Genomic DNA, 23,527 nt, shown 5'->3' with positions numbered 1-23,527 from the left:
TTATTCCGTGTTTACGGGTTCAGCTCAAAATGGGCTTTTTTTAAGTGAGTCTTTCTATTTCCTTTTCCCTTAATTCCTCAATAGTTTGATTGGATTTTTCAGCAACTGTAATTCTGTCCATATTTCTCTCTTTTAATTTAATATGGGTCCTATCTTCCACTAGGGTGTAGATAACAGTAGCCAAAGGCATAAATAAAATCATACCTAAGATACCAAATAATCTACCCCCTAAAAATACAGATAAAAATATCCAAATTGCAGGAAGTCCTGAGTTCTTGCCAACAAATAGAGGGTAAACAATATTTTCTTGGACTTGCTGTAGTAATATTAAAAATACTAAATAAACTAAGGATTGGATAGGCGATTGTATAAAAATTAAAATCATACCAAAGGCCCCAGCTGTTATCGCTCCAAAATAAGGAACTATATCCAAGGCTCCAACAAGGATTGAAATCATTCCAGCATAAGGCATTCTTAGTATCTTCATACCTATAAAGTTAAATATCCCTAATAATACACTTGATAAAAGTTTTGAGTTCAAAAATTTGGAGAATGAATCATAGGTTAATTTAAATATATAGTTGATGTGGTCAGCCTTATCTTCAGAAAAGTTAGCGTATAAAATTTTATTAGCATTTTGCCTTAAGCTTTTTTTATTTACACTAACATAAATTGAAAATACAAAACCCATTGCAACAGCAATTAGCCCTGATCCAACTGAAGATAGTATGCTTTGGGCTCTATTTAGTAAATCTGAACTATCGCCACTAATATAAGAAGTAACTGCATCTGATATTTTTGTAACATCCATACTATTTAAGTAATCATTTAGCTCCAGTGCTTGCTTATGAACTGCTGGGAATTTTTCAGTATATTCTAAAAGTGAATCCAAAAATACTGGCAGGTTAGTAATACCAGCTTGAACAGCGTTTATTACCTCTGGGATAACTACAACTAAAAGTATAGTAATCCCTGCAAAAAACACTAGCCAGCTTACAATAAGCGACAGGGCTACTACTACTTTTCGGTGTTTTAAAGGATTGATTATCTTTCCAAAAACTTTTTCTTGAAAAAAACTCATAGGTAAGTTTATTACAAAGGCTATGGCAAAACCTAAGATAATAGGTCTTAAAACTGCATAGATTGCTAATAAAAAATTACCAATAGGCTCTATATACCAAACAGCAAAAAATGTAAAAAGTAAGATAAGTCCTACTTTTAAATTATTTTTTGATTTCTGGTCTAATTCATTTCTTTCTCTTTTTTTCATTTATTTTCCTCGCAATGATACTATTCTTCAAGGCTCATGCTAAGCTCTAACCATTTTTCATCAAGTTTTTCTTTTTTATTTTCAAGTTCTTTGATACGAGCAAAGGTCTCTACTACATTCTCTTGATCAGAGTAAAAGTCACTAGCTAGGGTCAAAGCAGTTAGCTCATCTATTTCATTATCTATAGCCTCTATTTGATTTTCAGCATCTCTAATATCATTTTTTATTTTTTTTATTTCATTTTTCTTAAGATTTTGCTTTTTCTTTTCTTTTACCAACTGGGTCTTGCTAATAGTTGGAGCTTTTTCGCTAGTTTCATTTAGCTCTTTTTGTTTGTTTTCATAATAAGTGTAGTTACCCAAATACTCATCTATGCCATCAGCTTTCATATCTAAGATTTTAACGGCTATCTTATTTAAAAAATATCTGTCGTGGCTAATAATTAGCATGGTACCCTCATAATCTAGAATGGCATCTTCTAAAATTTCTTTAGAGTCAATATCTAGGTGGTTGGTCGGCTCATCCATTAATATAAAGTTGGTATCTGAGAGCATTAATTTTAAAAGCGATATCCTAGCGCGCTCTCCACCAGAAAGTTCCGCAATCTCTCTATCTACATCATCTCCATAAAACATAAATTTTGCAAGATATGATCTTATCTCAAAATTTGTCATCATAGGATAGGTTTCTCTTATTTCTTCAAAAATAGTATTTTCTAAGGTTAGTGATTTCTGTTCTTGATCAAAGTAGCCGATATTTACACTTTGGCCTATTTTTACCTTGCCACTAGATGGCATTTCTTCACCCATGATTATCTTAAATAGGGTTGTTTTTCCAACTCCATTTTCTCCAATTATAGCTGTTCGCTCGTTTCTATAAAGATTAAAGGAGATGTTTTTAAATATTTCCTTATCTTCAAAAGATTTTTCTAATTTATCTACTTTTAGTACATCTTCCCCACTTTGGATGCGCGGGGTAAATTTTAGCTTCATAGAGTTTTGAATGGTTTCAGGCATTTCTATTTTTTCCATCTTATCTAATAGCTTTTGACGTGAACGGGATTGAGAAATACCTCTTTTCCTTTTAGAACCTCCTTGGTTTTTAAGGCGATCAATAATTTCTTCTTGGCGGTCTATTTCTTTTTGCTGGTTTTTATACTGGTGCATGCGCACTTGGAGCTCTTTTTTACGTTTTTTTACAAAGCTCGTGTAGTCTCCATCATAGCTTGTAAGCCCACCATTTTCTAAAAGAAATATCCTATTTACTGTATTATCTAAAAAATACCTATCGTGGGAGATTACTATTACTGATCCATTATAGTTTTTGATAAAGTTTTCTAAAAATCTAATAGCATTTATATCTAGGTGATTGGTTGGCTCATCTAATAAAATTAAATCTGGTTTTTCTAAAAGTAAATAAGCTAGCTCAACTCTTGCCTTTTGTCCCCCAGAAAGAGTTGTAATATCTTTATCAAAGTCTTTTTCGCTAAAGCCCATGGCCTTTAATGTACCTTCTAGCTCTGATTTTATAGCATAACCATTTTTTTCTTCAAATTTTTCAAAAAGTCTGGTATGCTCTGCTAAAAGATTTTCCATATCTTCTGGATTTATAGATGGATCTGCTAATTTTTGCTCTATTTTTCTTAAATTTTTTTCTAATTCGATTATATTATCAAAAACACCCATGCAGTAGTCATAGATACTGATACTATAATCTATACTTAGTATTTGTTCTAAATACCCTACCTTGACATTATTTGGTATGTAGACTTCTCCACTATCTTTTTGATTTTCTCCCATGAGAATTTTAAAAAGGGTGGATTTGCCGGCCCCATTTACTCCAATGAGACCAACTTTATCACCCTTTTCAATCTTAAAACTAACATTTGCAAATATATCCTTGGTTGGATATGATTTACTTAAATTGCTTGCTGTAAATATATTCATTTTTAAAAATTAAAGTCCTCTGGGGAGTTGATGAAGTATGTCAAGGTAAATAATGACTCATCAAGGTGGACATTTTCTAGTACTACATCATTTTTTGTTTTTATATCTACTGGTGAGAAGTTCCATATACCAGATACCTTGCCCTCACAAAGAATATCGCATACTTCTTGGCTGGCATCTTTTGGAGTTGAGATAATGCCTATATCAACTTTATTATCTTTTAAGTATTGTGGAAGTTTTTCTATATCTAAGATTTCTGGATCATTTCCGTTAGATTTGCGAGCTTCTAGGTCAAAAACTGCATCAATGTGATAGCCTAAATCTTTAAATGATTTGTATTGGTAAAGGGCATGGCCGATATTACCAAAACCTACTAATACCATTTTATATTTTTTATCTACACCAATTATTTTTGAAAGTTCATCCATAAGCTCACGGACATTATAACCATAACCTTGTTGGCCAAAACAACCATAGTGGTTAAGATCTTGTCTGATTTGACTTGCAGTAAGCCCTGTAATTTCTGATAATTCTTTGGATGATACCCTTACTATCCCGCGATCATTTATACTTTCTAGATACCTATAATATTTCGGCAATCTTTTTATAACCGATAATGATACTCCATTGTCTTTAGCCATTGTTCTCCTCATCTTTCATAAAATCTAAATCTTCATCTGTTAAGTCCTCTACAATAGTTACCTCTTGAGTGCTATAAGTAGAATCTTTACTATCATCTGCTTCAAAGACTATCTTTTCTTCTGTGTCCTTTGTTATATTATACTCAACTTCACTATCATTATGCAAATTTTCGTTAATTTCTAAATTTTCATTAACTTCATCATAATGATTAGCATACTGAGGCTCATAAGTTAAATACTCTTCATTTTTGCTTTTAAGTTTAATAGAGTTTAGCACATGAAAAAAGTAAGTTGCTATAAGTAAGCTATAGGTTAGAAGTTGGCTATTTGCATTTAAAAATTGATTATTAAAATTAAGACCAACAGGAAGGCCTGGTATAAACCTAGCTAAAACTAGGATTGCAGGCACACTTAAAAAAGTAAAGGCAAGGGCTGTAATGATTGCTACAAATATAGACATACCATAAGATTTTTTTTGAAATAGGACATGGAGCCCAAAAATAAGCATCAAAATCCATGCTAGAATAAATCCTGCTGACCAAATGTAGCTAATTAGCCATATATTAAAATTTGCTGATATTATAGTTATTAAAAAAACTAGCAGAACTACAACACTTAAGATTTGGCTAAGCGTTCTTTCAAACCTTCTATCCATAAGAACCTCTTATTTATTTTTCTTTGACTTATATCTTAGATTACTATCTAGGATTCTTTTTCTAATTCTTAAATTATTTGGAGTTACTTCTATAAGTTCATCATCTTCTACAAATTCCATCATCTCTTCCACACTCATTTTCTTTGGAGGAGTTAATACAATTGCATCATCTGATCCTGAAGCACGAGTATTGGTTAATTTCTTGGTTTTGCAGACATTTACATCTATATCTAAGCCTTTGGCATTCATACCTACTACTTCACCCTCGTAAACTTCATCTCCTGCTTCTATAAATAAAAGTCCACGTGATTGAGCAGAGTTTAGTCCGTATGCTCTGGCAATTCCTTGTTCACTTGCAATAAGCGATCCGTCTTGGCGGGTTTCGATATCTCCCTTATATGGAGCATATTCTTCAAATTCTGAGTTTAAAATACCAGTTCCTTTTGTATCTGTTAAAAATTCTGTCCTATAACCAATTAAACCACGAGCTGGGATTCTAAATACCATTCTTGTATAGCCTGATGAGGTTGGGGTCATATCAATTAGCTCACCTTTTCTGCGACCTAACTTTTCTATAACTGACCCTGTGTATTCTTGGTCAACATCAATTGTTGCTATTTCTATCGGCTCATTTCTCTTTCCATCAATTTCTTTAAACATCACTTCTGGTTTAGAAACTTGGAATTCGTAGCCCTCACGTCTTAGATTTTCAATTAAAACTGATAGGTGAAGTTCCCCACGTCCTGAAACTTTAAAGCTTTCAGTGGAATCAGTGTTTTCTACTTTTAGCGAAACATCAGTTTCTTTTTCTTTAAATAATCTTTCTCTTAAGTGACGGCTGGTTACAAATTTACCGTCACGACCTGCAAAAGGTGAGTCATTTACTGAAAAAGTCATAGAAAGGGTTGGTTCAGATATTTTTGTAAACTCTATTGGCTCGCTATCTTCTTCTGTACCTATAGTATCCCCAATAGAAATATCTTCCATTCCAGATAGGGCTACTATTGATCCAAATTTTGCTTCTTCTACTTCTACTCTTTCTAGGCCGTCAAACTCATAAATTGTGACAATCTTTGATTTTTGATGGCGATCTTCTTCATTGTAGTTGGTAATTACCGCATTGGCATTTTTCTTTATAACACCTTGTTCAACCTTACCAATAGCAATAGAGCCTAAAAATGAGTTGTAGTCAGTTGTTGAAACTAAAACCTTAAATGGAGCATTTTCATCTGCTTCAAAGGCCGGTGTGTAATCAATAATTGTATCAAGTAAATCTGCCATATCGTTTTTTACAACACCTTTTTCTAAGGATGCCCAGCCATTTTTAGCTGATGCGTATATAAATGGACTTTCTAGATAAGATTCATCTGCATCAAGGGAGATAAATAAATCTAGGACTTCATCTTCTGCTTCATCAATTCTTTGATCTGGTCTATCAACTTTATTTATACAAATAATAGCTGGTAGGCCAAGTTCAATTGCCTTTCTTAAAACAAATTTTGTTTGTGGCATAGGTCCTTCGTGGCTATCTACAACTAAAACTACAGACTCAGCCATATTTAAAACACGTTCTACTTCGCCACCAAAGTCCGCGTGGCCTGGGGTGTCTATAATATTTATTTTTGTATCTTTGTAGTGGATAGCAGTATTTTTTGAAAGAATTGTAATTCCTCTTTCTTTTTCAATACTGTTTGAGTCCATTACTCTCTCATTAACCTCTTGGTTATCCCTAAATGTTCCAGAACTTCTTAAAAGTCCATCTACTAGGGTAGTTTTACCGTGGTCAACGTGGGCAATAATGGCTACATTTCTTACATCGTCTCTTTTCATAATTCCTTCTTTCAAACTTATAATTTCTATCAATATATTATATCGATTGTGGATATATTATCAATAAATATAATAAAAAAACACCTAGCTAAAAAAGATGTCTAGGTGTTATAACTAACTTTTCATTTATCCAAAAGTAAAAAAGCTGAAATAGTATTATCTTGCACTATTAAATTGTCGGCTAAGTTATATACAAGCTTTATACCCCTACCGTGGTCTGCTAGCATATCACCTTCTTTGGTATAGTTTATTCCTTCACCTTCATCTTTTACTTTTATCATACAATAGTCCCTGTCTAAAAGCATTATAATATCAATCATTTTTTCATAATTTTTTTGATTGCCATGCTTATAAGAATTTGTAATTAGCTCATCTAAAATTAGCCTTATTTTAAAGATAACATCATCATCATAGGATGAATCTTTTAAAAAATCTAAGGTCTCATCTCTAAATTCTTTTATAAGGGCCAGGTCACTATGTATGAGATTTCTGATAATCTCCATAATACACTCCTTAAGCTAGTAATTTTATACCCAAAGAGAAAAATTTTTATCCTCATAATAAAATATGTATTAAAAGTTGCAAAAAGTGGTATAATATAAATGTAATAACAATGAAAGGAGACATTGGTATGAAATACGTATGTACAGCATGTGGATACATTTATGATCCAGCTGAAGGAGATGTTGATAACGGAATCGAAGCTGGTACAGAATTTGACCAACTTCCAGAAGATTGGGTTTGCCCAATTTGTGGAGTAGGCAAAGATATGTTCGAACCACAAGAATAATATTAAAATGATAGAGGCTTTCTTAAGCCTCTTTTTGTTTTACATTTTTTAATAAAAAAATAAGCCCCTTAGGACTTATAAAACTTTTCTATCATTCTTTTTTAAAATATAAGCAAGGCTTACTGATAAGGATATTAGTAAAACGACAAATATTCCAACTGCCATTTTAAAAAACTGATCTTGCTTATTTTCGCCGGCAAGTTTTGGTGATTTTTCTAAAGATGTAGTTTTTGTTACCCTTATATTTTTATCTTCATCATTGTTATCTTTATCATGAGCTTCTATTTCTAATACTAATGTCTCATTTTTTTGATCATATATTGATGAATCTTCTTTATTTTTTTTAGCTAGATCCCTAGATACCTTTACCAAGCTTTCGTTTATCTTTTGGCTGGCTTCTTTGACTAAAGCTTCTTTTTCTGCTGCAGTTTTTGCTGATTCTATTTTTTTATTGTATTCTGCAACAATTTTAGTAGTTGCTTTAGCAATTTTTTCGCTATCTTCTTTGCTAAGAGCATCTGATTTTATAGTATCGCTTACACGGTCTACTGCTTTTTGGTAGTCTTCTACTTCTTTAGACTCACCAGCATTTGAGTTTGCATTTTTTAGCTGGGACTTAATAGCTGATGTATTTTTATCAAGCTCTTTTATTAATGCATCTATTTCTTTACTAGATACCTCTTCGTTTTTAGTCTTAGGGGTTGCTTCTGGTTTAGAGGCTGGCTCGTTTTTTGTTTCTATTTTTTGATTTTGCTTAGCCTTTTGCTCTTCCCTATATTTTTGATTTACTCTCTCATTTACCTCAGTGGCCCTAGGATCAATGGTGGGAGTCGTTTTTTCATTATTTTCTTGTTTTTCTGCTTCTTTTTCTACTGGTTTATTACTAGCTGGCTTTTGCGGCTTATTTTCTTCAACTGTAACAGGTGCCGTGGTTTTAGTAGTTTCTGCCGGTTCTACTTCTGTGATGGTTATTTCATCCCCACTTTTTATGTCTGTTTGCTGAGTCACTGGAGGATTTTCCTCTTTTTGCTCAGCATAGGATGGTTGAATACTAAATAAAGCCACTAAAAGACAAAGATACTTAAAAGTTTTGTTTTTTGACTTCATATAATTCTCCATCCATAGTTTCTCATTCTTACTTTACACTTATTTTCTACACATTTCAATTAAAAAAAGCACCCTAATTATAGAGTGCTCTTTGCCACATAAACTTATACAGGGAGTTAAATTTCCCTAAGGAATTCTCATGCCAAGGCTTTCTTTTACCACAAAAATGCAATATGGCTGTCTTTGCCATGACATCTTCTATTTCATAATTATAAAGAATTTTATAAGTAGAAAATCTCCTTGCATCATAATTATATTTAAGCTCTGGTATTTCTTTTATCTCATTTCTAAAAACTACATTTAACAAATCTTGGTCAGGCATCATTAACCCTGCCTTGGATGTGGAATTTACATATGCTATTATCTTATCTTCATAAGAATTTTTACGAGCTTTGGCTAGATTTATCATTAATATCCCAGAATTATAGTAATTGTTTATATCTCTTTTTTCGCTTGTTACTATAAGTCTCGCCTTATTGGCTGATTGGACAGTTGGAGTTGTATGGATGGCAGCCATAAATAAGTTATCATCAAAACTGTCATTATAAAGTTCATCTAAAGAATTTAATACCAAAATATCAGGGTCTAAATATAAAATCTTATCCAAATCTTCTGGCAGATATTTATAGGCAATGAGCCTATAATACATCTCGCTTGTATAATAAAAAGTTGTAAGGGCATTTGAAAATTCATCCTCTACCCTTACATTTATTAACCTTGCTTTTTTATTTGATTTTTTCTCTATATACTCTTCTAAATCTTTTATATCCTCATCACTAATAGATGAGTGCATGATATAAATATCTATGTCAGCTTTATTGGTTAAAAATAAAGAATAAAACATAGTTTTTAGAGGTTTTATATAATTTGTGTCGCAACTTACTAATATATTCAACTTTTACTCCTACTCTTTATCACTGGTTAGGTAAAAGCCCTTTCCAATGATTTTTGATGTATTGATAATGGTAATAAAGGCTGATGGATCTACTCCTTTTATATATTTTTTAAATAGTGGAGCTTCTTTTGGAGATAAGACAGATAAAAATACAAATCTGTGTATGCCCTTATAAAGCCCTACCCCATTCATAACAGTAGCAGACCTATTTAAGTCTTCGCGTATAAATTCGCCTACTTCTTCTGGTTCTGTAGTTATGATTATAAAAAGTTTATCAGTATTTAGAGACTGGATAATAACATCTACAAAGATTCCCTTTAAAAGCAAACCTAAGATTGATAAAAGACCTATTTCTATATCAAATATCCATATAGATGCTATGGTAAAAATACTATCTACACACAAAAGTGCCTTGCCAACCTCAAGTGAGGAATACTTTTTTATTATCATTGCAATAATATCTGTTCCCCCTGAACTTGCAGCAAGATTAAATAATATTGCCGAGCCAAAGGCTGAAATAAGCAAGGTAAAAATAAGTTCTAACAAATTATTATTAGTAAGTGGTCCAGCAATGGGTGCTATATAATCAAGACCTAGGGCTGTTAGCGAATTTAAAATAGCAACAAAACCAGTTCTTAGCGTAAAATGCTTACCTAAAACAAAATATCCAATAGTAAGTAAAACTAAATTTATAAAAAGTGTAATTTGAGGGCGGGTAAAGGGCACAAAGGTGGATGCGATAATACTCATCCCCTCTACTCCACCAATTACAAAAGAGTTTGGATATTTAAAAAAGTGGGTCCCACAAGCCATAAGGATAGCTGCAAAAGACATCATAAGATATCTTTGTAGCTCATCCATGGGGTCGTGGTTATACTTTGCTTCTGCTCTTTTTTCTATATAATCATTTACAAATTTTGTGCCAAAAACTTTATTATCCTTCTTTTCTTGGCGGTCAGATCCATCCACAGCTAATGCTCCTTATAAATTAATTATCTGAATAATTGTCAAAATATCCTTGGATTAGAACAATAGGTGTACCCTTATCTCCTGATCCTGATGTAAGGTCAGCTAGAGAACCTAAAAGGTCTGTGATTTGTCTTGGAGTTGTTCCAAGTGTTTCGTTTTTGCCAACTAATTCTTTTTCTTTTTTAGAAATCCTAGCTACCATTGCAGAAGTTCTTTCCTCAATTGATAGATCAGAAAACTCATTGTCTGCTATATATTTTATTTTCAATTCACTTGGTGTTCCACTGAGCCCTTTTGTAAATGCTGGTGAAACAATTGGGTCTGCAAGTTCCCAGATTTTTCCAACTGGATCTTTAAAGGCCCCATCCCCATAAATCATAACTTCAATTTGCTTATCAAAATGATTTACTAATTTTTTTTGTAGGTTTGCTACAAAATCTTCTCCATCTCTAGGGAAAAGTTTTACTTCCCCTTCTGTAGATAAATTTGAACCTAATAGACCATAGTCCTTATTAAATCCTGAGCCCTCAACAGGTTCATTTAATATATCATCAAGAGATAGGATGTTTTTTCCACCTGCTTCTTTTAATTGTCTTTTGATAATATTTCTAGTATGGATTGAGCAAACTAAAACTTCATCAGCAAACTTTAAGCTATCTACTGGATTGTTTAGAAAATGTATTTCAGAATTAGGTGCAAGTTCTGTATATAAGGCTGGGTAGTCCATGCCAGTAAAGGTGTGCCTATACTCTCCTGCTATTTTTCTAAATTGATCTATATCTAATACATCTTGGTAAGGATTTATATTACTATTAAATAAATCCATCTCATCCATCAAGTAATTTCCTACCTCATCTTGTGGATAGGATAAGCAAATGTGAAGTTTTTTGCCAGATAAGGCAATGGCCTTTAGCAAAATAGAAAATCTATTTCTTGATAAAATCGGAAATAAAACTACTAGTTCATCTCCATCAAATTTATTGTTAATATCTTTGGCAATTTGTTCAATACTTGCATAATTTCCTTGGGCACGTGCTACCAGAGATTCTGTTACACATACTACATCCTTATCATTTATAGTAATATTGTGATTTTCACTTGCCCTTTTTACAGTTTCAAAAACTATTTCTTCTAGGTCATCTCCCTTTTCAATAATTGGAGCACGTAGGCCTAGTGATCTTGTTCCTACTATTCTTTCCATTTTTAACCCCTCTTTCTAGAAAAATTATACAACTTATCGCATTAATTTAAAAGATGCTAGAATTAACTTCTAGCATCAAACTTAGTCCCACACTTTGGACACCTTACTTTTATCTTTCCTTTTTTCTTTGGTATACGCAGCTTTTGGCCACATTGGGGACAAGAAACATATTTAAAATTTTTATCCCCAACTGTATCATTTTTAAACCCCTTAAAAGATTTTTTTACAGGAATTAAAAATCTTTGCTTAAACTGCATATTTTCTGCAACTCTCTTAGTCTTATTCCTAGAAAAAAATCTAAATATAGCATAGACTACATTTACTAGGGCAAGGGCATCTAAGAATTGCGAATGGGTAAAGTAAGCTAAAAGACTAAAAATAATCCCCATCCATATCAAAAATATACCGTATTCATCTATATTAAATCTATCTTTCATCAATATCCTCAACTAACTCCATCATTATTTTGCTAATATCTCCCTTGATAACATAATCAGCAGCACTTTCCCTACCTGTGTCATCTTTATTAATTAAAACAAGTTTGTTTCCATTATAAAAATCAATTAGCCCTGCTGCTGGATACACTGCAAGTGATGTGCCACCAACTATTAAAACATCTGCATGAGATATTAAATTTATAGCATGGGAAATATTATTTTGGTCCAAACCTTCTCCATAAAGAACAATATCTGGGCGAACTATACCCCCGCATTTTTCACAAGTAGGAACATCTTGAAATTTATTTACATAGGCTAAGTCATATTTTTCGCCACAGGATACACAGTAATAATCATTTAATGTTCCATGAAGCTCTATAACATTTTTACTACCAGCCTTTTGGTGGAGTCCATCTATATTTTGGGTAATAATTCCTTGTAATTTTCCCATTTTTTCAAGTTTTTCCAGGGCAAAATGGCAATCATTTGGCAAAACACCTTCTATCATCAGATTTTCTTTGACATATTTTATAAATTCATCTGGGTGCTTTGCAAAAAAATCATGGCTTAGCATGTATTCTGGAGAATAATTAGAATTATTTTCCTTGTTGTAAAGGCCTGTTGCTGACCTAAAATCTGGCAGACCAGAAGCTGTAGAAACTCCTGCTCCACCAAAAAATACTATATTATTTGAATCTCTTATAAGTTCTTTTACTTCTTTCATTACATCTCCTATGATAAATCTATATTATTTTCCATATTTTTCTTATTTATAAAAATAACTACTAATAAAACTATAAAGTAATAAATCATTGGACTTATATTTTTATAAAGATCCATAGCCCCAACTGCAAAGGGGAAAATAAAGGCATAATTCATCGCTCCAGCATGCTGGATAGCTCCATTTACTAAGACAAATGAAAAGTACTTTAAGCTTATAAAACCTAAGCCAAAAATAGCAAGGATTATCAAACATCCATAGACCTTGTATGAGCTTTTTTGCTTAAACCTATTAATTTGCATAAAAAAGTAAACAAGACTTGCACATATTAGCAGCCAGATTAGACCAATCGCTAGAAAATATATGATATCGGATGATATTTTATATTTTAGGGCCCATAAAAATATAAAAAGAAAAATCATATTTACTATATAAAATAAGGCTAGGTTTATTATCTTTGCCCCTATACTTTTGTTTTGTACATAAGGAAGAGAAAATTTTAGTATAGTACCCTCGCTTTTAAAGTCAAAGCTTAGGATTTTTACCATATATATTAGATTAATTATTACAAAAAATAAAATAGATATAGTAAATATTCCATTTGCAAAAACTGGGTTGGTCAAGTAACTATTACTTAAAAATCCGTGACCTAAAAAACTTAGGCCAAGTAAAATTATTTGTAGGATTAGTGTATTTTTTATAAATCCTTTGCTTGCTTTTAAATCGTATTTTACTAACTTATTCATAATTATCCTAAATATATTTCATCATAATAATCTGCCAAATCCATATCATGATGGTCTCTGATATCTCTAGCAGGAGCAAAATCATGAACAGAACCCCTAGATAAGAAAATGACTTCATCAAATAAATTTTCAATAGTCTCTATCTGGTGGGTTGAGATTATAAATGTTCTTTCATCACTCATCTTATCAATGATAAGATCTATAATTTTTGCAGTCGATATGGGGTCAAGTCCATCTAGAGGCTCATCAAATATATAAATATCTGTATTACGGGCCAAGTTTAAACAAAGCCCTAACTTTTTGTAGTCTCCTTTAGAAAGACTGGATATCTTTGCTTGCGGATTTAGGTGAAAATATTCTAAAGTTTTCTCAAATAATTCATAATCAAAATCAATAAAAAAATCCTTATACATAAGCCCTACTTCTTTTATAGATTGATAATCAAAAAGAAATTTCTCATCTGGCAAATAAGCGAGCCTATTTTTATCAAGTTTATTCATTTTTTCCCCTGCAAAAATTATTTCCCCACTATCAGGACGGATAAAACCTGCTAGGGCCTTTAGTAAAGTAGTTTTTCCAGATCCATTCGGACCAAGAACCCCTGTTATTTTTCCAAGACTCATATTTATTGTAACATCATCTAGGGCAAGGATATCCTTATATTTTTTTGTAAAATTTCTAACTTCTATCGCCTTAGCCATTTGCCATATTCCTTTGCTCTAAAACTTCAATTGCCTGATTTAAACCTACATTTATATTATCTAAATTTGCTAGAAAATCATTAATATATTCATGTAAAAATTCATCTTTTAGCCAAGCAATTTTTTCATCACTTGCAAAAACTATATACCTATCCCCATTTTTTCTAATGATATCTTCTTTTTCTAAGTCCATTAAGACATCATCCACATAGGAAGGATTTACTTTAAACTTACTTGTAAAAAACTTTTTTTCAAAAAGGGGGCTACCATATCTAAGCCTTCCTTTTATAAGTTCTGTTATTACAAAATCCCTCATTTGTCTTTGCTTATTTTTATATACCATTGCCATACTCCAAACTTACTTTTGCACCATAATCTTTAACTGCATCAATAAATACAGTTATTAATCTTTGCCCATATTCTTCTAAATTTATAAATATACACCTATAATTAATTATCCTTATATCATAGTCGGTAGTCACTAAAAAGTCATATAAGGCATCTAAGTTTTCTACATAGTAGTAGAAATCAATATTTTCATTTAATAATCTATAAAATTCTTCCTTACTAGAAAAATCTTTTGCATCTAGAATAATCATATATTTTCTTTAAATATTAATAATATTTTACAATTCATTTTTCTTATGATATTATTATAGCAGACTTCTTCCAAAGAGGTCTAAAAATAGTTTTGTAAAAATAATTTAAAAAAATATTTACAAACTCTTGACATAGATAAAAAAAGAGCGTATACTTATATAGTAATCACTTAACGGGGTGTGGCGCAGCTTGGTAGCGCGCGTGTTTTGGGAACATGAGGTCGAAGGTTCGAATCCTTTCACCCCGACCAAATTATAAGCAGTAATTTTTAATTACTGCTTTTTTTTTGTACCTAATTATAGATTGTACCACACGGCTTTGAGAAGGTGAGGCTAGAAAGTTCGAATCCTTTCACCCCGACCAAGTAATGCGGCATGACCGCTTATTTTTTACATATTTTTAAAATTTTTTTAAGAGTATTCTTAACTAGAAATTCATACTTTGATATAGATAAAGTACATTATTTGCATATTTATCTAAATATTAACGCTACCCCCCCCTTGTCATTTTGACTGGAGCGGTAGCGGAATGGAGAAATCTATCCTTGCTCTATGAGACTTTTAAACTTTAGAATTTAATTGTATGCTAAATTAACTTTTACGTTCTCTTTAAATAACTACGTTGAAGCATGTCTGACCCTTATGTAGATCTCTCCGTGCGCTGCGCTTAGTCGAGATGGCAAGGAAGAGGTTGCTTTGTTCTAGCTTTATTTTCTTATTTTTTTCCTCTTTATATTTATTTTATGTTTTTAACGAATACCATGTTAATTTATATATAAGATTTATTGTTTAATATTTAAGCTTCCCCATTGTCATTTCGACTGGAGCGGTAGCGGAATGGAGAAATCTTTTCTTGCTCTCTCTGACTTTCAAACTTTAAGATTTAATTGTATACTAAATTAATTTTATGTTTTTCTTTAATAACTACGTTGAAGCACATCTGACCCTTATATAGATCTCTCCGTGCGCTGCGCTTAGTCGAGATGACAGGAAGGGGATTGCCTATTTTAATATTTAAGCTTCCCCATTGTCATTTCGACTGGAGCGGTAGCGGAATGGAGAAATCTTTTCTTGCTCTATGAGACTTTTAAACTTTAGAATTTAATTGTATGCTAAATTAATTTTTATGCTTTCTTTAATAACTACGTTGAAGCATAACTGACCCTTATATAGATCTCTCCGTGCGCTGCGCTTAGTCGAGATGACAGGAAGGGGATTGCCTATTTTAATATTTAAGCGTCCCCCATTGTCTTTTCGACTGGAGCGGTAGCGGAATGGAGAAATCTTTTCTTGCTCTATGAGACTTTTAAACTTTGTTTTTTACTTCTTAATTTTCATATTCTCAAAAAAATAAAGCCAATAAGTTTTATCTTATCGGCTTTATACTTAGTAGGATTCCATTTTATTGAATGTTTGCCCTGTCATTTCACCTTGTTCTGCTACATTTAATGCTCCATTTTCAAATTTCGCATTGATTGGTGTATCTACATTTACCCCTTCTATAGTTAAGGTCACATCTGATCCATTTTCTTGCCATTGGCCTGTATGAACTCTTTGATCTAATTTATACCTTAAAGTTCCATCTTCATTTAATGACAATCTTGTTCCATTGCCTTGGTATTCGCCTGCAACCCCATCAGATTTAGCAAAGTATTCTGAGACATCTACTGATATAGAATCTTCGATATTAAGCCCTGATAGGGCATTGTTTGCTCTTGTGATTACTTCTTCTAAGAAAGCAAATCCATAGTACGGGATTTCGTAATAAGTATAATCATCTTCTACGAAAAATTTGTGGAATATTTCATTATCTGTTGTGATTGGTCCTTCTTGGTAGAAGTCTCCATCATCTTTGTTATCTTTTACATTTTGATATTCTACGAATGTGTAATAGGTAAATTGATTTGTATAACGACCTTCATAGTCCTCGTTTGCTTTTACTTCATAAATAAGCATTACTCTATTTTTAAGTTCAGCACTTGCATCTGAGCCTGTTATAGCTCCTAAATAGTTTATATCACTTATTTCTGTAAATGATCTTCCGCCAAATGTTTCCCTTATTAATTGGCCTGCGTTATATTTTAATGTGCCTAATAAATCTTCATTTAAATTATCAATTGTAGAAATATATCCACCTTCTAGGTCTCCACTAGCTGGTGTTTCTTCATCAGCATCTTCGCTATCTTCTGTTGCTTCTCCTGGAGCTGTGAATGTTTTATCTGTTGGATCAAGCCTTATGCCATAAGAATTAAATAATTCTTCTTCATCATAGTTTAGGCTAATATTTACTTCTTCCCCACTAGATAATTCACTGGTTTTGCTTGGGACAATTTCTATATTTTGTAAGTATTCGGGTGCATCCTCTCCAAAGCTTGCTGTTAAGCTAATGTTTGGACTTTCACCTTCAAAGTTTACATCCATATATTCAAAGGCATCGACATATTCTTGGGTGATTAGCCCATCTACAATTACTGATTTTATAGTATTTGTAAACATAATATTGTAATCGTCCATGATAGAACTATCAGAAACATTTGCTACTACTGTAATTTCCTCACCATTTGACAGGTTACTGTCCTTGCTAAATTGGAAGGTTGTGCTTTTTTCCAAATCATCTACCAATTGATTAGCTGGTGATGAATATTGGTCATTTTTCCTATCCTTATTTACATAGGCTATGTCATTACCGTGGTCTGCCAATAATTTTGAGGTGTTTAATGTTGCGCTTGGGCTAGCTGCTCCATCATCTCCATTATAAGCTACATCTATATATTCGCTAAGATTTACTTCTACTTCTGGTGCCTTACGATTTTTTAAAAAATATACGCCAGCCAGAGCAAGAGCAATGATTAATAAAGGTAAAAGATAAATAGGTTTAAATTTGAAAGGTTCTTTTTCTTTTTTAATCTCATTTTCTTTTACTTCTTGGTTTTCTTTTATGAGGTTATCATCATGAGCTGCTGGCTCATAGCTAGTAACTTCTGGTTTTTCTTCTGCTATTGGTCTATTAGCTGCATTGGTCCTGCCAGTAGTTTCATAAAAATCGTTCACTGGCTTATTATTAGCTAGTTTAGGTCCGCCACCATTTATTTGTCTAGCAATCCTTGCTTCTACAAATTCATTTGGTATATCATCATAAGAAACTTTCTGATTTTTAGGCTCACTAACTTTCTCATTTTCTACATTTGTATAACCATGTGCTTTTGCTAAGTTTTGAGCAATACGCTTTTGAGCAGAGAGATTACTCTCATTTTCTAATTGCTTTGGGTTAATATTTTCATCAGAAGTGCTTGGACTTTTTTCATTTCTACTATTTAAAACTTTGTTTTGAACATAATCAGTAGGATTATCGTTTCTCAAACCAGGATTTCTAAGTTCTTTTCTCTTCCTATCATCTATAGGGTTATATCCATAATAAGATGGTGGGATATCACTAGTATGAGCTTTTTGAGGCTCAATTTTTTGGTTTAGATGACTATAATTATTGTCATTATCAAAAATTTCTTCAGCAATATCTTCACCTTTGTGATTGATATCTTTATCCTTTGGATTTTTTTTGCTCGTAAAAGAACTTACAAACCTCATTAACCTATTGTCTTTATTTGTAGGATGATCAGATTTTTTATTATCTTCTATTAAATTTTCACTCTGTTTAATCGATTCATAAGTAGATTTTTCTACACTCGGTTTATCCACATTTGTGGTCTTATTAAAATTATTATTTCCATCTGATTTTAGTTTATGGCCACATACAGGACAAAATCTTGCACTGTCATCTACTTTTGCACCGCAATTAGTACAATTCATACTTGCTCCTTTTAAAGCTATATATTATAATATACAACTTTTAGACAAAAATATAAACCCTATTAAGGGCTTATATCTTCATTATTTATATATTATCTATAGTTAAATAAGGTTTACCGGATGCCTTTGGCGCCTTTGACCTTCTTTGGAATATTATTAGGATTAATAATGTAGCTACATATGGAATCATAGATATAAATTCTATTGGTATATTTACCGTTGATCCTCCAAGGTAGGTTGCTATTGATTGGGCAAGACCAAAGAATAGTGATCCTATAAGTACACCTTGTGGTTTCCAGTTACCAAATATTACAGTTACAAGGGCAATATAACCTTGACCTGCTATAAGTGATTGGGAGAAGCTACTTACTACTGCAAGAGACATACTTGCTCCTCCAAGGCCTGCCATAAATCCAGAAAAGATTACAGACCAGTAGCGCACTTTTTTAACTGATATATTTAAAGTTTCGGCAGCTTTTGGGTGCTCTCCTACTGCAATAACTCTAAGTCCCCATTTAGTTTTATAAAGAAAAAGATAAAGAAGAGCTACCATTATTAGGGCAATATAGACTGTTGCATATTGACCAAAAATATTTAGGATAGCTTGGTTACTAGTTCCTCTAAATAATCTTGGAATTTTATTTTCTAAAGGTATAGATGGAGTTTGGCTAGCTCCATCAAAAAATAATCTTGCTAAAAATAAAGATAAACCAGGTCCTAGAGTATTTAAGGCAATACCAGATATAGTTTGGTCCCCACCTAATGAAATTGAAACAAAGGCATGGATTAGACCAAAAAAAGCTCCAGCAAGTCCCCCAGCCAAAAATGCTAGCCAAGGATTTCCTAGCTTGTATCCAACAGTTGCTCCAACTAAGGCTCCTATGGTCATCATTCCTTCAAGACCGATATTTACAACACCAGATTTTTCACTAATCATACCTCCAAGACCTGCAAAAAGTACTGGGGCAGCATTTGAAAAAGTATTTCCGATTATTAAAGCGAGCATTACTAAATTCATCTTACTCCTCCTCACTTTCTACAGTTCTTACAATAATATCTTCCCCAGTTTCATTTATTATATTTGGTGGAAGGTCATTTTTTACATGACTTTTATTCGCAATATTTTCTATACTTTTATCTTGGTCAATAGTTTTTCCATCAATATTGACTTCTTCCTTTTTGACTACTTTCTTATCTTTAGTTTCTAAAGGTGTTTCTTCACTTACCAATACTGGAGATTGTTCTTGTTGGGCTAATTTTTTAGCAGTTTTTCTATTTTTACTTTTTGCACGAATAATTCTAAATACTAGAGGTACAGCTGTAAATAGGATGATAGTTCCTATAATAATGTTTATAATTTCTGTTGGAACACCCATTACTCTTTGTATATTGCTTCCTGCATATTTTAAAGATCCAAAAAACAAACCTGAGAATATTACTCCTATTGGATTATTTCCAGCTAAAAGTGAAACAGCAAGTCCATCAAAACCATAGTTATCCATAGCAGATACTATTGAAAGTGCATAGGTAAAACCTAGTATTTGTGTAACCCCAGCCAGGGCACAAATTGCTCCAGAAATTGCCATTGATTGGACAATTTTTTTACCAGAATCAATACCACCGTATTCACTGGCCTCACGGTTTAGACCTACTGCCTTTAACTCATAACCTAAAACAGTTTTTTTTAAAATATACCAAACTACAATTACTGCAATAATCGCAAGGACTGTTCCATAATGGATAGGTGCTTTAAAAAACTTTTTGAAAAATGGTCCAAAAGTTTTTACTGTTGCCTTATCAAATATATTTATCTTAGCACTATCTAATACATCAAAAGAAGCCATAGAGTTTGGCTGCTGGTTGGCATAGCCTATAAAGTTTTGAAAGTAAAATGCTATCCAGTTTAACATGATAGTTGAAATTACTTCATGGATACCAAAACGTGCTTTAATAAATCCTGCCAAGGCTCCATATAAGGCTCCTGCTAGCATTCCCAAAATAATTGCAACAATTGGATGGATAATTGGTGGAAGTGGCAATTTATAACCAACTAAAAATCCAACAATAGTACCAATTATAAATTGGCCTTCAGCTCCCATATTAAATAGTCCGGTTTGAAAAGCAAAGCAAACACCAAGACCTGTTAAAATAATTGGAGTTGAGGTAACAATTGCCCATCCTATATTTCTAGGAGTTTTAAATACACCTTGGAAAAGAGCTTGGTAACCTTCTATCGGATCATAACCTGATATTAAAAGAACAATTGCACCTACTAAAAACCCTAATAAAATGGAAATTATGGTAAATAATAGCTTGGAATTGCCACGTGCAAGTTTTCTTTTAGCTTGTACTTGATTTGTATTTTCTGTCATTTTGCACCTGCCATTAGTCTTCCTAGTTCAAATTCATCAGTTTTCTTAGGATCTTTTTCACCAACTATTTGCCCATCATAGATTACAAGAATTCTATCTGATAAATCCATTACCTCATCTAGCTCAAAGCTGATTAATAAAACAGCCTTATTTTGGTTTCTAAGTTCTACTAAATATTGGTGGATAAATTCTATAGCACCTACATCTAGCCCCCTTGTTGGTTGAGCTGCAATTAAAACATCTGGATTATTTGATATTTCTCTTGCAATGATTACCTTTTGCTGGTTACCACCAGATAGGGCAACTGCCTTTTCATTGATATCATTTGGTCTAACATCAAATTTTTCTACTAGTGTTCTAGCATTTTCTTCAATGTTTTTAAAGTTTAACTTACCTCTTGTAGAAAAAGGCTCTTTTTGCACATTTTCTAAAATTAGATTATCTTTTATAGGATATTCTAAAACAAGACCTCTTTTTTGCCTATCTTCTGGGATAGAATTCATACCAGTATCTAGGATATTTCTTGGGGATGTGTTAGTAATATCTTTGCCATTTAGAGTAATTGTTCCTCTATTTGACTTTGCCATACCAGTTAAACAATCAATCAATTCTGTTTGACCATTACCATCTACACCAGCAATTCCCAAAATTTCTCCAGCTCGTAGTTCTAAATCAAGCCCTTTCAAGATATCTACACCACGGCGATCTTTGGCCCAAAGGTCTTCTACTTTCAGAACAACTCCACCTGTTTGCTGAATCTTTTTATCTACATTAAAGCTAACATTACGACCTACCATTTTTTCAGCTAATATATTTTCATCAACTTCTTTTACTTTTAGTTTATCAATATATTCTCCACGTCTAATAATTGTACAGTGATCAGCCATAGCTTTGATTTCAGCAAGCTTATGGGTGATAATTATTATGGACTTATCCATGGTTGTAAGTTTATTTATAATTTCAATAAATTCGTTAATTTCTTGGGGAGTTAAAACTGCAGTTGGCTCATCAAATATTAATATATCTGCTCCCCTATAAAGAGCCTTTAAAATTTCTACTCTTTGTTGTTGACCAACTGTAATATCTTCTACTCTTGCATCTGGATCTATCATTAGTCCATATTCTTTAGATAAATTTTCAATTTTCTCTCTAGCTGTCTTCCTATCTAAAAATAGGCCAGTATCTTCTTCATAACCTAGAATTATATTTTCTGTAACTGTAAGAGGCTCTATTAACATAAAATGTTGGTGAACCATCCCAATACCTGCATCTATGGCCATTTTTGGAGTCATACTTGTATATGTTTTACCATTGATAGTTATAGTTCCATCGCTTGGTGGAAACATCCCATACAAAATATTCATAAGTGTTGTCTTACCAGCACCATTTTCTCCAAGCAAAGCATGCACTTCGGATTTATGTAGGTCAAAATCTACATTTGATAATACTTTTTTATCTCCGAAAGACTTGCTAATATTTCTCATAGATACTACAGGATTTTCATTAAAATGTTTATCCATAATATCCTCGCTTTTTTAGTGTATATACATAATAATATCATAAATCTAAGTTTTGTAGTAGGATTTTTCGCAAATAAAAAGACCCCAAAATGAGGTCTTAAATTTTAGAATTATTTTTCAATCCATTCTTGTTCGATAGCTTGTTCTTCGTTTTCTGGAACTTCAATTTTGCCATCGATGATGTCTTGTTTAATTTCTTCTACTTTATCTTTAATTTCTTGGCCAACAATACCATTATCTGCATATGCAATTGTTACTGCATCACCATCAGCTAAAGTAAATGTTTGTTCTCCACCTTCAAAGTTTCCTTGAGCGTATTCGTCAATAATTTGTCTTACTGCATCGCCTACACCTTTTACAGTTGAAACTAGCATGTTATCTGGAGCTTCATCTTGTTGGTCACGGTCTACACCGATAACCCATTTGTCATTTTCTTTTGCTGCTTCGATAACACCGATTCCTACACCGCCTGCTGCGTGGAAGATTACATCTGCACCTTCTTGGTACATTCTATCAGCAATATTTTTTCCTGCTGCTTGATCATCAAAGCTATTTGCGTATTGAACTTGAACTGTGATTGGTTCACCTTTTTCACGTGCTGCTTGTTCAACACCTGCTCTAAAACCGTATTCAAATCTATCTACGATTACACCTTTGATACCACCAACAAATCCTACGTTATTTGTTTCAGATTGCATACCTGCAATGTATCCTACTAAGAATGAGTTTTGGTGGTCAGCAAATGTAACACCTAATAAATTTTCTCTATCATTTTCGTTTGCATTGTCAATGATAACATAGTTTTGTTCTGGGTTTTCTTCTGCAGCTTCATCTGTAGCTGGGAATAGTGCATATCCTACTGTAAGAATTAAGTCTGATTCTGAATCAAGAGCTGATTCTAAGTTTGGCACAAAGTCTGCTTCTTTGTGGCTTTCGATATAATCGAATGTAGCTGCTCCATCTTCTTCAGCTTTTTGTAATCCTTCATAAGCTGATTGGTTAAATGATTTATCATTTACTCCACCAAAGTCTGTTACCATTGTTAGGCTAACTTCTTCACCTGTTGGATTAGCTGCTGTTTCTTCTTCATCTTTTTCTTCTTCTGGAGCATCAGCTGTATTTTCTTCTGTTTCTTCTGATTTATCAGCTGTCTCATCCACTGTTTCTTCTACTTTTGTTTCACTATCAGTAGCTGTTTCCTTATTAGCATCATCTGTGTTTGCCCCACATGAAGCTAGAACTAAAGATAATGAAAGAGCTGCCGCAACTGGCATAAAGTTTTTAATTTTCATCTCTTCCTCCCAAAAAATATTACTTTAT

21 protein-coding genes, 1 tRNA gene and 1 pseudogene are annotated in these 23,527 nt (G+C 32.6%); 2 read left to right on the top strand and 21 right to left on the bottom strand.

The window, feature by feature from the left end:
- Positions 1-40: 40 nt before the first annotated feature.
- The 6 genes from AB9Q04_RS06895 to AB9Q04_RS06870 form a co-directional block, all read right to left on the bottom strand.
- On the bottom strand, positions 41-1,270 hold the full coding sequence (locus tag AB9Q04_RS06895) for an AI-2E family transporter (protein WP_410024603.1): 1,230 nt from the start codon (positions 1,268-1,270) through the stop codon (positions 41-43).
- A 20-nt stretch (positions 1,271-1,290) separates the two neighbouring features.
- Positions 1,291-3,216, bottom strand: coding sequence for a ribosomal protection-like ABC-F family protein (abc-f, locus tag AB9Q04_RS06890; protein ID WP_410024602.1), 1,926 nt, complete (start codon positions 3,214-3,216; stop codon positions 1,291-1,293).
- A gap of 2 nt (positions 3,217-3,218) precedes the next feature.
- Complete coding sequence (locus AB9Q04_RS06885) at positions 3,219-3,857, bottom strand: redox-sensing transcriptional repressor Rex (RefSeq protein ID WP_410024601.1); 639 nt, start codon at positions 3,855-3,857, stop codon at positions 3,219-3,221.
- Positions 3,850-4,512: a hypothetical protein gene (locus tag AB9Q04_RS06880; RefSeq protein WP_410024600.1), complete on the bottom strand. Its 663-nt coding sequence runs from the start codon at positions 4,510-4,512 to the stop codon at positions 3,850-3,852. The genes AB9Q04_RS06885 and AB9Q04_RS06880 overlap by 8 nt, the downstream gene beginning before the upstream one ends.
- A 9-nt stretch (positions 4,513-4,521) precedes the next feature.
- Positions 4,522-6,342, bottom strand: a complete 1,821-nt coding sequence (typA, locus tag AB9Q04_RS06875) for a translational GTPase TypA (protein ID WP_410024599.1) — start codon at positions 6,340-6,342, stop codon at positions 4,522-4,524.
- Positions 6,343-6,464: 122 nt separating this feature from the next.
- Positions 6,465-6,845: an ATP-binding protein gene (locus AB9Q04_RS06870; protein ID WP_410024598.1), complete on the bottom strand. Its 381-nt coding sequence runs from the start codon at positions 6,843-6,845 to the stop codon at positions 6,465-6,467.
- 128 nt (positions 6,846-6,973) lie between these two features.
- On the opposite strand from AB9Q04_RS06870, the gene rd reads away from it, so the two are divergent.
- On the top strand, positions 6,974-7,132 hold the full coding sequence (rd, locus tag AB9Q04_RS06865; RefSeq protein ID WP_101540267.1) for a rubredoxin: 159 nt from the start codon (positions 6,974-6,976) through the stop codon (positions 7,130-7,132).
- A gap of 75 nt (positions 7,133-7,207) precedes the next feature.
- On the opposite strand, the gene AB9Q04_RS06860 is transcribed toward rd, so the two are convergent.
- From AB9Q04_RS06860 to AB9Q04_RS06815, 10 genes are all read right to left on the bottom strand, one after another.
- Positions 7,208-8,239 (bottom strand): hypothetical protein, encoded by a 1,032-nt coding sequence (locus AB9Q04_RS06860; RefSeq protein ID WP_410024597.1) that lies wholly within the window; start codon positions 8,237-8,239, stop codon positions 7,208-7,210.
- 73 nt (positions 8,240-8,312) lie between these two features.
- Complete coding sequence (locus tag AB9Q04_RS06855) at positions 8,313-9,134, bottom strand: glycosyltransferase family 8 protein (protein ID WP_410024596.1); 822 nt, start codon at positions 9,132-9,134, stop codon at positions 8,313-8,315.
- 9 nt (positions 9,135-9,143) lie between these two features.
- Positions 9,144-10,103, bottom strand: a complete 960-nt coding sequence (locus tag AB9Q04_RS06850; RefSeq protein WP_410024595.1) for a YitT family protein — start codon at positions 10,101-10,103, stop codon at positions 9,144-9,146.
- Positions 10,104-10,122: 19 nt separating this feature from the next.
- Positions 10,123-11,304: a coenzyme F420-0:L-glutamate ligase gene (locus tag AB9Q04_RS06845; protein ID WP_410024594.1), complete on the bottom strand. Its 1,182-nt coding sequence runs from the start codon at positions 11,302-11,304 to the stop codon at positions 10,123-10,125.
- Between the two features lie 62 nt (positions 11,305-11,366).
- Positions 11,367-11,741: a zinc ribbon domain-containing protein gene (locus AB9Q04_RS06840; protein WP_410024593.1), complete on the bottom strand. Its 375-nt coding sequence runs from the start codon at positions 11,739-11,741 to the stop codon at positions 11,367-11,369.
- A complete protein-coding gene (locus tag AB9Q04_RS06835) occupies positions 11,731-12,465 on the bottom strand; it encodes an NAD-dependent protein deacylase (protein WP_410024592.1) in 735 nt (244 codons plus the stop codon). The genes AB9Q04_RS06840 and AB9Q04_RS06835 overlap by 11 nt, the downstream gene beginning before the upstream one ends.
- Before the next feature lie 8 nt (positions 12,466-12,473).
- Positions 12,474-13,208 (bottom strand): hypothetical protein, encoded by a 735-nt coding sequence (locus AB9Q04_RS06830; RefSeq protein ID WP_410024591.1) that lies wholly within the window; start codon positions 13,206-13,208, stop codon positions 12,474-12,476.
- Positions 13,209-13,210: 2 nt separating this feature from the next.
- The gene (locus AB9Q04_RS06825) at positions 13,211-13,909 is read right to left on the bottom strand and encodes an ABC transporter ATP-binding protein (protein WP_410024590.1); all 699 of its coding nucleotides are present in this window, start codon (positions 13,907-13,909) and stop codon (positions 13,211-13,213) included.
- Entirely contained in the window at positions 13,902-14,258 is a 357-nt protein-coding gene (locus AB9Q04_RS06820) for a GntR family transcriptional regulator (RefSeq protein WP_410024589.1), read from the bottom strand. The genes AB9Q04_RS06825 and AB9Q04_RS06820 overlap by 8 nt, the downstream gene beginning before the upstream one ends.
- Positions 14,242-14,508, bottom strand: coding sequence for a barstar family protein (locus AB9Q04_RS06815; protein WP_410024588.1), 267 nt, complete (start codon positions 14,506-14,508; stop codon positions 14,242-14,244). Before AB9Q04_RS06815 ends, AB9Q04_RS06820 begins: the two co-directional genes overlap by 17 nt.
- A 174-nt stretch (positions 14,509-14,682) precedes the next feature.
- On the opposite strand from AB9Q04_RS06815, the gene AB9Q04_RS06810 reads away from it, so the two are divergent.
- Positions 14,683-14,759: transfer RNA gene (locus tag AB9Q04_RS06810), tRNA-Pro, on the top strand.
- A gap of 1,135 nt (positions 14,760-15,894) precedes the next feature.
- Here AB9Q04_RS06810 and AB9Q04_RS06805 read toward each other — a convergent pair.
- From AB9Q04_RS06805 to AB9Q04_RS06785, 5 genes and pseudogenes are all read right to left on the bottom strand, one after another.
- Positions 15,895-18,315, bottom strand: coding sequence for a zinc ribbon domain-containing protein (locus AB9Q04_RS06805; protein WP_410024587.1), 2,421 nt, complete (start codon positions 18,313-18,315; stop codon positions 15,895-15,897).
- 85 nt (positions 18,316-18,400) lie between these two features.
- Positions 18,401-19,333 carry an ABC transporter permease gene (locus AB9Q04_RS06800; RefSeq protein ID WP_394011140.1) on the bottom strand — a complete coding sequence of 311 codons (933 nt, stop codon included), beginning with the start codon at positions 19,331-19,333 and terminating at the stop codon, positions 18,401-18,403.
- Between the two features lie 241 nt (positions 19,334-19,574).
- A pseudogene (locus AB9Q04_RS06795) lies at positions 19,575-20,687 on the bottom strand (ABC transporter permease); the annotation flags it as partial.
- Complete coding sequence (locus AB9Q04_RS06790; RefSeq protein WP_410024586.1) at positions 20,684-22,207, bottom strand: ABC transporter ATP-binding protein; 1,524 nt, start codon at positions 22,205-22,207, stop codon at positions 20,684-20,686. The pseudogene AB9Q04_RS06795 and the gene AB9Q04_RS06790, both read right to left, overlap by 4 nt.
- A 110-nt stretch (positions 22,208-22,317) precedes the next feature.
- On the bottom strand, positions 22,318-23,499 hold the full coding sequence (locus AB9Q04_RS06785) for a BMP family lipoprotein (RefSeq protein WP_394018880.1): 1,182 nt from the start codon (positions 23,497-23,499) through the stop codon (positions 22,318-22,320).
- Positions 23,500-23,527: the final 28 nt, after the last annotated feature.

Source organism: Anaerococcus groningensis (assembly GCF_046365465.1).
In the GTDB taxonomy this organism is placed as follows: domain Bacteria; phylum Bacillota; class Clostridia; order Tissierellales; family Peptoniphilaceae; genus Anaerococcus; species Anaerococcus groningensis.
The sequence above is the reverse complement of the archived record's forward strand: the minus strand, read 5'-3'. Positions and strand labels throughout refer to the sequence as shown.